Here is a 14,954-nt window from a genome sequence, read left to right as displayed (position 1 = left end):
CCGCAAGGCGGCCTTCTATTGATACGCTGACCATTCGGCGCCTGAGCGATTCGGAATGCGCGTGGTTTGCGGCATACTCGGCACCTCTGGAGATCCGTACAGCATGCCCGAGCAACTCAATACCCGCGTCGAACACTGCTTCCAACAAGCCGAATCCTTTTTCAAACGACCTTTCAAACGCCCCGCGGTCAGCCTCAAGTTGCGCGGCCAGAAAGCCGGCGTCGCGCATTTGCACGAAAATCTGCTGCGTTTCAACCCGCAACTGTACCGGGAAAACAGCGAAGACTTCCTCAAGCAGACCGTGGCCCACGAAGTCGCGCACCTGATCGCCCATCAGCTGTTCGGCGAGCGCATCCAGCCCCATGGCGAAGAGTGGCAATTGATCATGCGCGGTGTGTACGAGTTGCCGCCCAACCGCTGCCACACCTACGCGATCAAGCGCCGCAACGTGACCCGTTACATCTACCGCTGTCCTTGCGCTGACAGCGACTTCCCGTTCTCGGCCCAACGCCACAGCCTGGTCAAACAGGGCCGGCGTTATCTGTGCCGCAGGTGCCGGCATACACTGGTGTTCAGTGGGGAAATGCGGGTGGAGTGAAGCTGTCGACTTCTCACCCTCTCTCTAATAGCTCCACCGGCCTCAGCGCGAGGGCGCTAACCAATCACCCTGGCACTACGCAGCTCTTCAATCTCCTGAACGCTATACCCCAACTCCCTCAAAACCTCATCGGTATGCGCGCCCAACTGCGCACCAATATGCCGAGGCTCGGGTAATCCATCTGAAAACTTCAACGGACAGGCCATCTGCGACTGCGTACTGCCATCGACCCGAGGCACCTGGCTGACCAGTTCCCGCGCTTTCAACTGGGGATGCTCGAAGGCCTCGGCCAGGCTGAGCACCGGCTCGACACAGGCATCGACACCTGCGAACAACTCGCACAACTCGGTAAAGGCATGTTTCTCGAACTCAATCTGCAACTCCAGCTTGAGCGCCTGCTGCTGTTCGGGCTCGGGCGACAAACCCTGTGCCACCAGTTCCGGGCGCCCCAGCGCCGCGCAGAGCTGCCGCATGAATGCAGGTTCAAGACTGCCCACCGACAGCCAGCGGCCATCACGAGTGCGGTAATAGTCGTAAAAGCTGCCGCCGTTGAGCATCTGGTTTTCCCATTCGGGCTCGACACCGCAGGCCAGATAGCCAGCACCGGCCATGGCGTTAAGACTGAAGGCGCAGTCGGTCATGCTCACGTCCAAGTGCTGACCCAGCCCGCTGTGCTGACGGGCAATCACTGCCGCCAGCAGACCAATCACCCCATGCAGCGACCCACCGGCAATGTCCGCCACCTGAATCCCCAACGGCAACGGCCCGCTGTCCTGACGCCCGGTGTAACTGGCGAGCCCGGCCAGGGCCAGGTAGTTGATGTCATGACCGGCGCGATCCTTGTACGGGCCGGTTTGACCATAGCCGGTGATCGAGACATAAATCAGCTTTGGATTGATCGTCTTCAAGGCTTCATAACCCAACCCAAGACGCTCCATGACACCTGGGCGAAACTGCTCCAGAACGATGTCGTAGTCCTGCACCAGTTGCTTGACCACGTCCAGCGCCGCGGGCTGTTTGAGGTCCAGCGCCACGCTGCGTTTATTGCGGTTGAGGTAGGCGTGGCTGGCGGAAATGCCCTGATCATGGGGCGCCAGCACGCGCAGTAAATCCATGCGGGCCGGCGACTCGATGCGCAATACCTCGGCCCCCATGTCCGCCAGCAACAGCGAGGCGAACGGCCCTGGCAGCAAGGTGGAAAAATCCAGTACTTTGAGTGATGCCAGAGGACCTTGCATGAGCGCTCCACAATCCAGATCGACTACCTCCAGAGTAGGCAGCTGGCAAGCCCACTGCAATCACCGCAAGCATCAGCTGGACTGACCGTTGCGCTCAAACCGCGCCCATGAAAAAACCCGCCGAAGCGGGTTTTTCATTACAACACGGTCTTACTTGACGGACGTTGAGGTCGGGGTTGTGGCTGGGCTTTCAGCCACAACCAGATCGTCTTCGTCACGGACGTTGGTAATGCCGCGACCACCGGAAGCCAATTCGACTTGCAGCGTGTCTACGTCCAGCTCCTTGACCCACTTGGCCACAACCAGGGTCGCAATAGCATTGCCCACCAGGTTGGTCAGGGCACGGGCTTCGGACATGAAGCGATCGATACCGAGGATCAGTGCCAGACCGGCAACCGGCAGGTGACCAACGGCGGACAGGGTGGCGGCCAACACAATGAAGCCGCTACCGGTCACGCCAGCGGCGCCTTTGGAGGACAACAACAGCACCACCAGCAAGGTGATCTGATGAGTAATGTCCATGTGCGTGTCGGTCGCCTGAGCGATGAACACCGCGGCCATGGTCAGGTAGATCGCAGTACCGTCGAGGTTGAACGAGTAACCGGTCGGGATCACCAGACCCACTACCGATTTCTTCGCACCCAGGCGCTCCATCTTGATCAGCATGCGCGGCAACACGGATTCCGAAGAGGAAGTGCCAAGTACGATCAGCAGTTCTTCACGGATGTAACGGATCACCTTGATCACGCTGAAGCCGTGAGCGCGAGCGATACCGCCCAGCACCACCAGCACGAACACTACGCAGGTGATGTAGAAGCAGAGCATCAGCTGGCCCAGTTGCACCAGCGAACCGACGCCATAGGCACCGATGGTGAAGGCCATGGCGCCCAAGGCACCGATTGGTGCGAGCTTCATGATCATGTTGATGATGTTGAACATCACGTGGGCGAAGCGATCGATGAAGTCCAGCAACGGCTTGCCGTAGGAACCCAGGCGATGCAGGGCGAAACCGAAGATCACCGAGAACATCAGCACCTGCAGGATATCGCCGGTGGCGAATGCGCCGACAATGGTGGTCGGAATGACGTTCAGGAGAAAGCCAACGACACTTTGATCAGCACCGGCAGCCACATAGGCGGCGACCTTGGAGGCATCCAGCGTGCTCACATCGATGTGCATGCCGGCACCCGGCTGGACGATGTTGACCACGACCAGACCCACCAGCAAAGCGATGGTGGAAACAATTTCGAAGTACAGCAGCGCGTAACCGCCGGTCTTGCCGACCGACTTCATGTTCTGCATGCCAGCGATACCGCTGACAACGGTGCAGAAGATGATCGGCGCGATGATCATTTTGATCAGTTTGATGAACCCGTCACCCAGCGGCTTGAGCGCCACGCCTGTCTGAGGATAGAAATGGCCGATCAGAATACCGATAGCGATGGCTACGATCACCTGCAGATACAGGGATTTGTAAAATGGCTGACGAGTCGTCATTGCAAAGTTCCTCAAGAATGTCGCCCGGCAATCATCCCTCTGACGCCCACGACACCTACAGTGCGAACCCTCCTGCACTGGAGGGATTTGTTTTGTCGAGCTGCGCGCTGGCAGATCTCTCACCCTTATTGCAAAGCCCGCGCCACCTTGCCGAAAAAACCCTGAAAGCCTTTAGGCATAAGCGGTAAGCAGCGCTAACCGGAACATTCCTCCTGGCCAAAGTGGCGGATATCCGCCCATCGACCGGCCATCATCCTGCAATTTGGCGGATATCCGCCTTGTCCATCGCCAGGGGCGTGGCTAACATCACCCCCTCAATGGACGGACCTACCCTTATGCGCGAACGTACCATCGCCAGCCATTTCGCCCGTGCCGCCCTCGGCGGAGCGCGCAGGCAGGGCTTTGACTATTCGGGCTTGCTGCAACAACTGGGCATCGGCGCAGAGTTGCTGGAGGAGCCCAAAGCACGCCTCGCACCCGAGCAATTCACTGGCTTGTTGCAATTGCTCTGGCAGGCGCTCGATGACGAATACCTGGGGTTTGGCCATGGCCCCAGTAAACGCGGCACCTTCGCCATGATGTGCCACGCGTTGATTCACTGCCGCAACCTGGAAAAAGCACTCAATCGCGGCTTATTATTTTATAGCCTATTCCCCGAGGCTCCGCGTCTGAGCCTGACCCGCGAGGGCGAAATGGCCCGCCTGAGCCTGGACGATTCGCAGTTTTGGGACCCGGACCACTTCCTCTGCGAGTGCTTGCTGGTGATCTGGCATCGATTGGGCAGTTGGCTGATAGGCCAGCGCATTCGCCTGGAGCAAGCCACATTCAGCTACCCCAAACCCGAACACAGCGCCGAATACGACTTGCTGTTCCCTTGCCCGCTGGTGTTCTCGACACCAGACAGCAGCCTGCTATTCCACAGTCGCTACCTGAGCATGCCTGTGCTGCAAGACGAACGCACGCTCAAACATTTCCTTGAACGCTCGCCAGCCGATCTGCTGTCACGGCCAGATGACGGTGACAGTTTGAGCAGCCAATTGCGGCGCCTGCTCAGCCGTGACAGCTCACACTGGCCCGATCTTGAAGCAGTCGCTCAACACCTGCACATCAGCCCACAGACCCTGCGCCGGCATTTGCGGGAGGAAGGCTCGAGTTTTCAGGAGTTGAAGGACCAACTGCGCCGCGACATTGCGATTTACCACTTGGGACGCGCCGATCTGTCGTTGCAACAGATCGCCGAGCAACTCGGTTTTTCCGAGCCCTCGGCCTTTCACCGGGCGTTCAAGAAATGGACCGGTCTGACGCCTGGGGCTTATCGCGCCCAGGAGAATTGAGCGCACGACCTTTACGGATTCAGCCAATCTGCTAGGTGAAGTGCATTCAAACCACCGGAAAATGAATCCGGAACGCCGCCCCGCCCAGTGGCGAATCATCCAGCGTCAGCCGCGCGCCGTAGCTTTCGATGATGTCCTTGACCACCGCCAGACCGATACCCTGTCCCGGATGCTGTATGTCCAGGCGCTCTCCTCGCTGAAGTATCCGTGCGCGCTGGCCCGACGGTACGCCGGGGCCGTCATCTTCCACGCACAACTCGATGCCGCTCAAGGCTTCCCGCACGCTGATGCGTACCTCGCTCAGGCATAAACGGTAGGCGTTCTCCAAAAGGTTACCCATCATCTCGAGCAAGGCGCCCTGCTCGATCGGCACATAGCAATGCTGCGACAGGTCCAGGGAAACCCGCACCTGCTTGTCGCGATAGACCTTGTCCAGTGTATCGCAAAGGCTTTGCAGCACCGGCCGTAGCCGGACCTGATGGCGCACCAGGCCACTTTTACGCAGGCTCGCGCGCTGCAATTGATAGCTGATCTGCTGGCTCATGCGTTCGATCTGGGTTTGCAGCACCCTGGCCTGATCCCTCCCCTGCGGTCGCTGAGCCATGTCCTCACTCACCCCTTGCAAGACCGCCAACGGGGTTTTCAAGCTGTGGGCCAGGTCATCCAGAGAATCCCGATAACGACTGCGCTGCTCGCGCTCGCTATGCAACAAGCGGTTCAGCGAACCGGTCAATCGCAGCAGCTCACGAGGGTGCTCTTCACTGAGGCTTTCAAGGGTCCCGCCCTCGATCTGGTCCAGCTCCTGACTCAAGCGCCGCAATGCCTGCAAACCCCAGGTCAAACCAATCCAGAGCAGCGCCAACAATACCAACAACGCGGCACCGAAACCCAGATAGAGATTTTCCCGCAGCCCTTCCAGCGTCAGCTGGTACTCACGCACCGGTTGCAGGGCAACAATACTGAACGCCGCATTTTTACCGCCGAGCAATTTGACCTCGACGTCATAGACGAAGAACTCCTGGCCATCGGCCTCACGAATCCTCGCAAACTTACTGCCACGCCCGTCGTAACGTGGCGTGTAGTTGATGTTTTCTTCCTTGGTCGCTCTCGAGCGCCAGACCAGATGCCCTTCGCGGTCATAGATGTAACCGAGCAAACGGCTGTCGGTGAGATTAAAACGCTCATCCGGCAACTGCTCCGGCATCAACAGGCGATTGTTTTCGACCCGCGCCGCAGAAATCAGCGTGGTCACATCCGAGGCCAGGCGCTGCTCGATGGAATCCTGCAATGCCAGGCTGAACGCCCCCTGCATGGCCGGCAACAGCGCCAGCATGAACAGCACGGCCAGGGTCGTCGCCGCCAGCATCAAGCGCAAGCGTAGCGAACGGATCACCGGCAGCGCTCGTTGAACAGATAGCCCAGACCGCGCACGGTATCGATCGGCTTGAACCCGGCCGGCCCTTCCAGTTTACGTCGCAAGCGCCCGACCAAGACTTCGATCACGTTCGGATCACGCTCCTCGTCATCCGGATAGAGCTGCTCCATCAGGCGGTCCTTGGCCACCACCTGTTGATGATGACGCATCAGATACTCGAGGATCCGGTACTCATAGGCAGTCAAGGCCAGCGGCTGTTCATCGAGGGAAGCTTGTTTGCGATTCAGATCAAGCAACAAGGGCCCGGCGATGATAGTCGCCTGGGTAAACCCGCTCGAGCGGCGCAACAGCGCATTCAACCGCGCATCCAGCTCTTCGAACTGGAACGGCTTGACCACATAGTCGTCGGCGCCAGCGGCCAGCCCTTCTACTTTGTCCTGCCAGTTACCGCGGGCAGTAAGGATCAGGATCGGAAACGTCTTGCCTTGCAAGCGCAACTGGCGGATCAGATCAAGACCGCCCATGCCCGGCAGGCCGAGATCGATCACCGCCAGGTCATGGTTGAACTGCTCGGTCTGGTACAGTGCCTCCTCGGCATTGGCCACCGCCTCGACCACATGACCACTGTCCGTGAGTCGGGTTTGCAAATGATGACGCAGCAGCGCCTCATCTTCGACAACCAGCAGTTTCATAAAGCTCTTCCAGGCAAAATCGACTCTCCAAGGGCACTTCGTCGCGCCCTGATCGCTTATAACGGTAACCCAGTTCAGCTGAAGTGTTCTGCGAAAACTGCTGCAAGGTTAACCACCTGCCCCTGAACTCCCCCTGAACGTTCTCTGAACCTGAGCTGAACCAAATCGACTACGCTGTCTGGACGTCTTTCAAAGGAGAACTGACCATGCGCGTGTTCCTTGCTTTCGTATTATTGGCCTTGAGCGGGCTGAGCCAGGCGGCGATCAAGACCCAGGAAATCCCCTATCAGGGCTCCGATGGCACCCGGCTGATCGGCTACTACGCCTATGACGACAGCATTCAGGGCGCTCGCCCCGGCATCGTCGTGGTTCATGAATGGTGGGGGCTCAACGACTATGCCAAGCGCCGCGCCCGTGACCTCGCCGCTTTGGGGTACAGCGCGTTGGCCATCGACATGTATGGCGAAGGTAAAAATACCGAGCATCCGAACGACGCCAAGGCCTTTATGCAGGCGGCATTGAAAGACAACGCGACAGCCAGCGCCCGCTTCAATGCCGGGCTCGATTTATTGAAAAAGCAGCCGCAGACCGACCCGAACAAACTCGCCGCCATCGGTTACTGCTTCGGCGGCAAAATCGTGCTGGATGCCGCACGCCGGGGCGTGCCACTGGCCGGTGTGGTGAGTTTCCACGGAGCGCTGATGACTGACACCCCGGCCACAGCCGGTAGCGTCAAGGCCAAACTGCTGGTTGAGCACGGCGCCAGTGACAGCATGGTCACGCCAGACAACGTCAGCGCCTTCAAGGCCGAAATGGACAAGGCTGGCGCCGACTATAAATTCGTCAGCCTGGAAGGCGCCAAACACGGTTTCAGCAACCCGGACGCCGATCGCCTGAGTCACGGCGACCATGGCGGGCCGGACATTGGCTACAACAAGGCCGCCGATGAACACTCATGGGCGGATATGCAGGCTTTCTTCAAGAAGATCTTTGGGTGATATGCCCGCAAGCAAGAAAATTCCGAGCCAGGCATCAGTACTGTGGCGAGGGAGCCAGCTCCCTCGCCACAGGGATCGCATCAGGCTACTACCCAGCCTGAACGCAACCCGGCAAAATGCCCGACATGAATCCGCCCCCTGCACTTCCCGCCTGTTGCACTCCACTCGATGCCCACTGGCCGTTGCCTGTCGTTCTGCCGCACACAGTGCTGCTCGGTACTCACTTCGATCCGTCACAGTTGGCGCCTGATGATTTCCAGCGCTGCGCTATCGAACCGCCCGCGAGTATTCAGCGTTCAGTGGCCAAGCGCCAAACCGAATTTCTTGCCGGACGCCTCTGCGCCCGGGCCGCCTTGCAGCAGCTTGAAGGACTCGACTGCATCCCGGCCATCGGTGAGGATCGCGCACCGGTGTGGCCGGCGCACATCTGCGGTTCGATCACCCACAGCACCGGCCGGGCTGCAGCCATTGTTGCGCATAAGGAACATTGGCGCGGATTGGGGATGGACCTGGAAAACCTGCTCAATACAGAGCGCGCCCAGCGACTGGCCGGAGAAATCCTCACCCCGCCCGAGTTGCAACGCATGGCCAGCGCCCCTCAGGAACAGATCGCCCTGTTAGTGACCCTGACGTTCTCGCTGAAAGAAAGCCTGTTCAAGGCGCTCTACCCGATCGTCCAGCAACGCTTCTATTTCGAGCATGCCGAGGTGCTTGAATGGGACGACAACGGGCATGCCCGTCTGCGCCTGCTGACTGACCTCTCCAGCGAATGGCGCAACGGCAGTGAGCTTGATGCGCAGTATTGTGCAGGGGATGGGCAGCTGCTGAGTCTGGTCAGCATCGAGGCCTGAGAGATTTTTAGTGTCTGTCAGGCCGCCATCGCGAGCAAGCTCGACTCCTACAGGATTTGTGTTGGTCGCGGGATATGGGCACAACCTATATGCCCTGTAGGAGCCGAGCTTGCTCGCGATGGCGATCTAACAGCCAATAGATAAGCCAGGGACCCGCCTCAATGCTTCTCCTGATGCCGTGGCCAGCTCAGGCTGAAACACGCCCCACCCAGACTCTTGCTCTTGCTGATCAGCGCCCGGCCGTCGTGCCAGTGAATGATCCGCCGCACGATCGACAACCCCAGGCCATGCCCACCAGAGGCGCGGGTGCGACTATCGTCCAGGCGCAGGAACGGCGTGAAGATTCTTTCCCAGGCGGTTTCCGGAACCCCGGGACCATCGTCCTCGACATCCACCCGACAACGCTGCTGGCCGACCTGATAGCTGATGAACACCTGCGACTCGGCGTGACGCATGGCGTTGCTCAGCAGATTTTGCAACGCTCGATGCAAGTAGCGTGGCTCGGCCTCGACCCAGGCGTCATCACAGTCGTTGGCCGACAGACAAATGCCCCGCTGGACCTTGACCTCAGCTCGCAAAGGCGCCAACTCGCTGATGACCTGATTGACCAAGGCATCCAGATCGACCCGCTGGAAATTCAGTGCCGGCGAGCCTTGCTCCAGGCGTGCGTAGGTGAGCATTTCGTCCACCAGCCGATCGAGGTCCTGGATATCGTTGTCCATGCCCACCCTGTACTTCTCCCGCGCTTGCGGTGTGGTGGCAGCACCGATCATCTCCAGACCAAAACGCAAACGCGCCACCGGTGTGCGCAACTCATGAGACACGGCCCGCACCAGCTCGCGCTGAATCGCCAACAGGCGCTGCAAGTGCTCGGCCATGCCATTGAATGCGGCCGCCAGACGCCCGATCGAGTCGGCACCGCGAGCCGGCACCCGGGTTTCCAGGCTGCCCTTGGCGATCCGCGTCGCAGCCGATTCCAGACCGCTCAAACGCCGTTCCAGTTGCCGCACCAGCAAATACACAATCAAACCGATCAGGCTCAAGCCAAGCGCAGCAATCAACACCAGCCATTCAGGTGGATAAGGGTTCATCTGATACAGCGGACCGATTTCCAACACCCAAGGCGTCCCGACCATTCCGGCAAACACCCGGATCGAATCGCCCCCCTTGCCCAGCGCCATCACCGTATCGCCTTCGGCGACCCGGCGACTCTGGTCCTCATCCATATCTGCCTGATCGAGGGTGACCAGTTGCAGCTCAAAGCCAAAGCCCTTGTCTGCCTTCAGCGCCGCCAGGCGCTGCGGTTGCTCGGCGACCGGGTAACGCACCAGCTCATCGGCCAACAGGTAAATCGTTGCCCGCGCCAGTTGCTCACTGATTTGCTTTACTTCACCGGTCAGCAGCAGTTGCTCTTTATCGCTGACCAATCGATAGACCTTCGCCGCGTGCGGGCCGGTCTGTTCCACCAGCACCTGACCTCGCTGCACGCGATTGCGCTGGCTCAGGTCAAGGCTGGTTTGAGTGAAGGTCTGCAAGGCCAGAGGAATCCCCAACAAACGCTCCCACACCACCAACGCCCGTTGCCGCTCGATCTCGCTCATCGGTTGCAGGTTGTCGGCCATCAACGAAAACGTACCGTGAGCCAGGCGCTCGCGGTATTGCTCACTGCGCACCTGATTGAGCAGGTGCAAGGCCAGTACGCCAAGCACCGCGACCAGAATCAGCGCTGCGCACATGCCGCCGTAGATACGCAGGAAAATCGAGTTCACAGCACTATGTCTACGCAAGCTTCGGGGACGAACAGATAACCTTTGCTGCGAATGGTCTTGATCAGCCGCGGATGAATCGGGTCATCACCGATCTTCGGACGGATGCGCGAGATCCGCACATCAATGGAGCGATCCTGACCGTCGTAACCGATGCCCCGCAGCGCGGTGAAAATCTCTTCGCGGGAAAGAATCCGCCCGGCATTGGCCACCAACAACCACAGCAGATCGAACTCGGCACTGGTCAGCTCGATGCCGTTGTCATGCAGCCAGGCTTCGCGTAGTGCGTTGTCCACCACCAGCGGGCCGAACTGCAGACGCCTGAGCTTTTCAGGAGCCACCGTTTCAGGCGGCTCACTGCGGCGCAGCAAAGCCTGGATCCGTGCCAGCAACAAGCGCGGGCGTACCGGTTTGCAGACGTAGTCATCGGCGCCCATGTCCAGGCCCAACACCTGATCCATGTCGTCGGTACGCGCGGTCAGCATCAGGATCGGCCCGTCATAACGATCACGCACGTTGCGACAGATGCTCAAGCCGTCTTCGCCAGGGAGCATCAGATCAAGGATCACCAGGTCCGGTTGCTCGGCAATGATCCGAGCCGCGGCCAGCGCACCGTTACCTTCGATAGCAACCCGCAGACCGTTGCTCTCCAGGTACTCGCGGGTCAACTCAGCCAGACGCTGGTCATCCTCGACAATCAATACCTGCCAGGCTTCTTGCTCCACGGGTGACCTCTTCTTGGCAAAACCATATTCAGGAAGGATCCACCCGTCTTTTTGTAATGATTTGGGTGGATAAGATTGCATATAGATGGGGCGATTGTAGCAACGGCTCCCCTTGAAAATACAAGCAGGTAAATGCGCTCGGTAACTGCGTTATTTTGTGATAGGGTTCGCGCCCGCAAAAATCCGTCCAAGGCTGTTTTCAACGGCAAAATTCAGTGACAAACGGTCTACTCCAGTGCTGTCGCGGCCTACACTGCGTTTGGCGGTTTCATACACAATTTACGCACAGCTTTATCCACAGGTAGCACGTTGCAATCGCCCCCCAAAACGCATTATCTTGTAGCCCAACGACAAAAAAACCCTACATGTAGGGTTTCACACAAAAAACCAAACACAAATCAGACAAGAAACTCAAGAGCTTTTCTTGCTCCTGCTTGGTTGAACTAAACACTTTTTCAGAAGACCAAACCGCGTGTGCGGATGGCAGCTGTTTTCCAGCCTCTGGCCGCGAAAACGGTACGGGTGTTGCAGTACAAATACTGTCACCCATCAGGAATTCGGTTTTGAGCCCTGTGGCTGCAAACCAAAGACTTCGGCATGGAAGCGACGCCCGAAAGAGCTCCTTCCTACTGTCCCGAAGTCGTTATGCCCGACGCTTGTCGGTTGTAGTGCTTCAGGACAGAACGGTGGGCACCGTGACGGTGCCCAAACAAACATAGAGAACGTGGAGACACCCATGCAAACCGACACAACTCGCGAGAACCCGCAGGGCACCGCGCCGCAGGCCACTGATTCAAATCTGGATCTGTCCGCCACGGCGCCTGGCCAACTGCGCGTGATCAAGCGTAACGGCACTGTCGTTCCTTACACCGATGACAAAATCACCGTCGCCATCACCAAAGCGTTCCTCGCAGTTGAAGGCGGCACCGCCGCTGCCTCGTCGCGAATCCACGACACCGTTGCCCGCCTGACCGAACAAGTCACCGCGACCTTCAAGCGTCGCATGCCATCGGGCGGCACTATCCATATCGAAGAAATCCAGGACCAGGTCGAACTGGCCCTGATGCGTGCCGGCGAGCAGAAAGTCGCTCGCGACTACGTGATCTACCGTGATGCCCGCTCCAAAGAGCGCGCCACCCGCTCCACCACCGAGGAGCCGGTACAAGCCCATCCATCGATCCGCATCACCCGCGCCGATGGCAGCCTTGCGCCGCTCGACATGGGTCGTCTGAACACTATCGTGACCGAGGCCTGTGAAGGCCTGGAAGAAGTCGACGGTGATCTGATCCAGCGCGAAACCCTGAAGAACCTCTACGACGGCGTGGCGCTCAAAGACGTCAACACTGCTCTGGTGATGACCGCACGTACTCTGGTTGAGCGTGAGCCGAACTACTCCTTCGTGACCGCTCGCCTGCTGATGGACACCCTGCGTGCCGAAGGCCTGAGCTTCCTCGAAGTTGCCGAAAGCGCCACCCATCACGAAATGGTCGATCTGTATGCCAAGGCGCTGCCGGCGTACATCGCCAAGGGTATCGAGTTCGAATTGCTGAACCCGGTTCTGGCCACCTTCGACCTGGAAAAGCTCGGCAAGGCGATCAACCACGAGCGTGATCAGCAGTTCACCTACCTGGGCCTGCAAACCCTGTACGACCGTTACTTCATCCACAAGGACGGTATCCGGTTCGAACTGCCGCAGATCTTCTTCATGCGCGTGGCCATGGGCCTGGCGATCGAAGAGAAGAACAAAGAAGACCGCGCCATCGAGTTCTACAACCTGTTGTCGTCCTTCGACTACATGTCCTCGACACCTACCCTGTTCAACGCCGGGACCCTGCGTCCACAGCTGTCGAGCTGCTATCTGACCACCGTGCCGGATGACCTGTCGGGCATCTACCACGCCATTCATGACAACGCCATGCTGTCGAAATTCGCTGGCGGTCTGGGCAACGACTGGACTCCGGTTCGCGCGCTGGGCTCTTACATCAAGGGCACCAATGGCAAGTCCCAGGGTGTCGTACCGTTCCTGAAAGTGGTGAACGACACCGCAGTGGCCGTGAACCAGGGTGGCAAGCGCAAAGGCGCTGTCTGTGCCTACCTGGAAACCTGGCACATGGACATCGAGGAGTTCATCGAGCTGCGCAAGAACACCGGTGATGATCGTCGTCGTACCCACGACATGAACACCGCCAACTGGATCCCTGACCTGTTCATGAAGCGCGTCTTCGATGACGGTCCGTGGACCCTGTTCTCGCCGTCCGAAGTACCGGATCTGCACGACCTGACCGGCAAGGCCTTCGAAGAGCGTTACGAGTACTACGAAGCCCTGTCCCAGTACCCGGGCAAGATCAAACTGTTCAAGACCATCCAGGCCAAAGACCTGTGGCGCAAAATGCTCTCCATGCTCTTCGAAACCGGCCACCCATGGCTGACGTTCAAAGACCCATGCAACCTGCGCAGCCCACAGCAGCACGTTGGCGTGGTTCACAGCTCGAACCTGTGCACCGAAATCACCTTGAACACCAACAAGGACGAGATCGCTGTTTGCAACCTGGGGTCGATCAACCTGCCGAACCACATCACTGACGGCAAGCTGGACACCGCCAAGCTGCAACGCACCGTGAACACCGCCGTGCGGATGCTCGATAACGTGATCGACATCAACTACTACTCGGTGCCACAAGCGAAGAACTCCAACTTCAAGCACCGTCCGGTCGGTCTGGGCATCATGGGCTTTCAGGACGCGCTGTACCTGCAGCACATTCCGTACGGCTCCACTGCAGCCGTCGAGTTCGCCGACAAGTCGATGGAAGCCGTCAGCTACTACGCGATCCAGGCTTCTTGCGACCTGGCTGATGAGCGCGGCGCCTACGAGACGTTCCAGGGTTCGCTGTGGTCCAAAGGCATCCTGCCACTGGATTCGCAACAGATCCTGATCGAACAACGCGGCCAGAAGTACATTGATGTCGACCTGAACGAAACCCTGGACTGGGCACCGGTCCGTGCCCGCGTACAGAAAGGTATTCGTAACTCCAACATCATGGCCATCGCACCGACCGCTACCATCGCCAACATCACCGGCGTATCGCAGTCGATCGAACCGACCTACCAGAACCTGTACGTGAAATCGAACCTCTCGGGCGAATTCACCGTGATCAACCCGTACCTGGTTCGCGACCTGAAAGCCCGCGGCCTGTGGGACTCGGTCATGATCAACGACCTGAAGTACTACGACGGTTCCGTGCAGCAGATCGAACGCATCCCGCAAGAACTCAAAGAGCTCTACGCGACTGCTTTCGAAGTGGATACCAAGTGGATCGTCGACGCCGCCAGCCGCCGTCAGAAGTGGATCGACCAGGCTCAGTCGCTGAACCTGTACATCGCCGGCGCATCGGGCAAGAAACTTGACGTGACCTACCGTATGGCTTGGTACCGTGGCCTGAAAACCACTTACTACCTCCGTGCCCTGGCCGCGACCAGTACCGAGAAGTCGACCATCAGCACCAGCAAGCTGAACGCTGTTTCCAGCGGCGGCAACCACGGTGACGATTCGGTACTGGCAGCTCCTGCCGGTCCCGCGCCAGTGCCAAAAGCCTGCGCTATCGACGAGCCGGATTGCGAAGCTTGCCAATAAGCTGAGCCGATAAGCGCTGCAAGGCGCTTGTCTGAACCCCCGATAGATCCTCCGGATTTATCGGGGGTTTTCTTTTGCCTGGATAAAAGTGGAACGTTGATTACTCCCACTTTCCGCAGCACTGTCGAGAGCCGGCGCGATGACGCCAGACCAGACACTGCACGATCATCATGTCTAGTCCTGAAATAGGTTTACACCTGTTTCACCCTAACGCTCGATGACGCTGAACTCGCCTTACGCGACGTTCAT

11 protein-coding genes are annotated in these 14,954 nt (G+C 58.8%); 5 read left to right on the top strand and 6 right to left on the bottom strand.

The genetic code is table 11. The features are described from left to right. Nucleotides 1-103: 103 nt before the first annotated feature. A complete protein-coding gene (locus AC07O1_RS26140) occupies nt 104-598 on the top strand; it encodes a SprT family zinc-dependent metalloprotease (RefSeq protein ID WP_494993672.1) in 495 nt (164 codons plus the stop codon). A 56-nt stretch (nt 599-654) separates the two neighbouring features. Here the strand turns inward: AC07O1_RS26140 and AC07O1_RS26135 are convergent, their stop codons facing one another. Both AC07O1_RS26135 and AC07O1_RS26130 read right to left on the bottom strand, forming a co-directional pair. Further along, on the bottom strand, nt 655-1,836 hold the full coding sequence (locus tag AC07O1_RS26135) for a CaiB/BaiF CoA transferase family protein (protein WP_495090683.1): 1,182 nt from the start codon (nt 1,834-1,836) through the stop codon (nt 655-657). A gap of 150 nt (nt 1,837-1,986) precedes the next feature. Beyond that, nucleotides 1,987-3,333, bottom strand: a complete 1,347-nt coding sequence (locus AC07O1_RS26130) for a dicarboxylate/amino acid:cation symporter (RefSeq protein WP_495090682.1) — start codon at nt 3,331-3,333, stop codon at nt 1,987-1,989. 335 nt (nt 3,334-3,668) lie between these two features. Between AC07O1_RS26130 and AC07O1_RS26125 the strand changes: the two genes are divergently transcribed. Continuing rightward, nucleotides 3,669-4,667 (top strand): AraC family transcriptional regulator, encoded by a 999-nt coding sequence (locus AC07O1_RS26125; protein ID WP_495090681.1) that lies wholly within the window; start codon nt 3,669-3,671, stop codon nt 4,665-4,667. Between the two features lie 46 nt (nt 4,668-4,713). Here AC07O1_RS26125 and AC07O1_RS26120 read toward each other — a convergent pair whose 3' ends face one another. Together AC07O1_RS26120 and AC07O1_RS26115 are read right to left on the bottom strand one after the other, a co-directional pair. Continuing rightward, entirely contained in the window at nt 4,714-6,060 is a 1,347-nt protein-coding gene (locus tag AC07O1_RS26120; RefSeq protein WP_494993668.1) for an ATP-binding protein, read from the bottom strand. Beyond that, the gene (locus AC07O1_RS26115; RefSeq protein ID WP_495090680.1) at nt 6,057-6,734 is read right to left on the bottom strand and encodes a response regulator; all 678 of its coding nucleotides are present in this window, start codon (nt 6,732-6,734) and stop codon (nt 6,057-6,059) included. The genes AC07O1_RS26120 and AC07O1_RS26115 overlap by 4 nt, the downstream gene beginning before the upstream one ends. 206 nt (nt 6,735-6,940) lie before the next feature. On the opposite strand from AC07O1_RS26115, the gene AC07O1_RS26110 reads away from it, so the two are divergent. Together AC07O1_RS26110 and AC07O1_RS26105 are read left to right on the top strand one after the other, a co-directional pair. Then, nucleotides 6,941-7,732 carry a dienelactone hydrolase family protein gene (locus AC07O1_RS26110; protein ID WP_495090679.1) on the top strand — a complete coding sequence of 264 codons (792 nt, stop codon included), beginning with the start codon at nt 6,941-6,943 and terminating at the stop codon, nt 7,730-7,732. A 125-nt stretch (nt 7,733-7,857) separates the two neighbouring features. After that, on the top strand, nt 7,858-8,583 hold the full coding sequence (locus tag AC07O1_RS26105; RefSeq protein WP_495090678.1) for a 4'-phosphopantetheinyl transferase family protein: 726 nt from the start codon (nt 7,858-7,860) through the stop codon (nt 8,581-8,583). A gap of 158 nt (nt 8,584-8,741) precedes the next feature. On the opposite strand, the gene AC07O1_RS26100 is transcribed toward AC07O1_RS26105, so the two are convergent. Next, the gene (locus tag AC07O1_RS26100) at nt 8,742-10,352 is read right to left on the bottom strand and encodes an ATP-binding protein (RefSeq protein WP_495090677.1); all 1,611 of its coding nucleotides are present in this window, start codon (nt 10,350-10,352) and stop codon (nt 8,742-8,744) included. Next, nucleotides 10,349-11,074 (bottom strand): response regulator, encoded by a 726-nt coding sequence (locus AC07O1_RS26095; protein WP_495090676.1) that lies wholly within the window; start codon nt 11,072-11,074, stop codon nt 10,349-10,351. Before AC07O1_RS26095 ends, AC07O1_RS26100 begins: the two co-directional genes overlap by 4 nt. 736 nt (nt 11,075-11,810) lie before the next feature. Between AC07O1_RS26095 and AC07O1_RS26090 the strand changes: the two genes are divergently transcribed. Further along, on the top strand, nt 11,811-14,705 hold the full coding sequence (locus AC07O1_RS26090; RefSeq protein ID WP_495090675.1) for a ribonucleoside-diphosphate reductase subunit alpha: 2,895 nt from the start codon (nt 11,811-11,813) through the stop codon (nt 14,703-14,705). Nucleotides 14,706-14,954: the final 249 nt, after the last annotated feature.

The organism is Pseudomonas sp. GW821-FHT07G10, from assembly GCF_059418545.1.
Note: the sequence above shows the minus strand (reverse complement) of the source record. Positions and strands in the feature narration are given on the sequence as shown.

What these genes read in the sequence shown, in the direction of transcription:
- AC07O1_RS26140 (WP_494993672.1), top strand. Translation starts at nt 104, where the DNA reads ATGCCCGAGCAACTCAATACCCGCGTCGAACACTGCTTCCAACAAGCC.
- AC07O1_RS26135 (WP_495090683.1), bottom strand. Translation starts at nt 1,836, where the DNA reads ATGCAAGGTCCTCTGGCATCACTCAAAGTACTGGATTTTTCCACCTTG.
- AC07O1_RS26130 (WP_495090682.1), bottom strand. Translation starts at nt 3,333, where the DNA reads ATGACGACTCGTCAGCCATTTTACAAATCCCTGTATCTGCAGGTGATC.
- AC07O1_RS26125 (WP_495090681.1), top strand. Translation starts at nt 3,669, where the DNA reads ATGCGCGAACGTACCATCGCCAGCCATTTCGCCCGTGCCGCCCTCGGC.
- AC07O1_RS26115 (WP_495090680.1), bottom strand. Translation starts at nt 6,734, where the DNA reads ATGAAACTGCTGGTTGTCGAAGATGAGGCGCTGCTGCGTCATCATTTG.
- AC07O1_RS26110 (WP_495090679.1), top strand. Translation starts at nt 6,941, where the DNA reads ATGCGCGTGTTCCTTGCTTTCGTATTATTGGCCTTGAGCGGGCTGAGC.
- AC07O1_RS26105 (WP_495090678.1), top strand. Translation starts at nt 7,858, where the DNA reads ATGAATCCGCCCCCTGCACTTCCCGCCTGTTGCACTCCACTCGATGCC.
- AC07O1_RS26090 (WP_495090675.1), top strand. Translation starts at nt 11,811, where the DNA reads ATGCAAACCGACACAACTCGCGAGAACCCGCAGGGCACCGCGCCGCAG.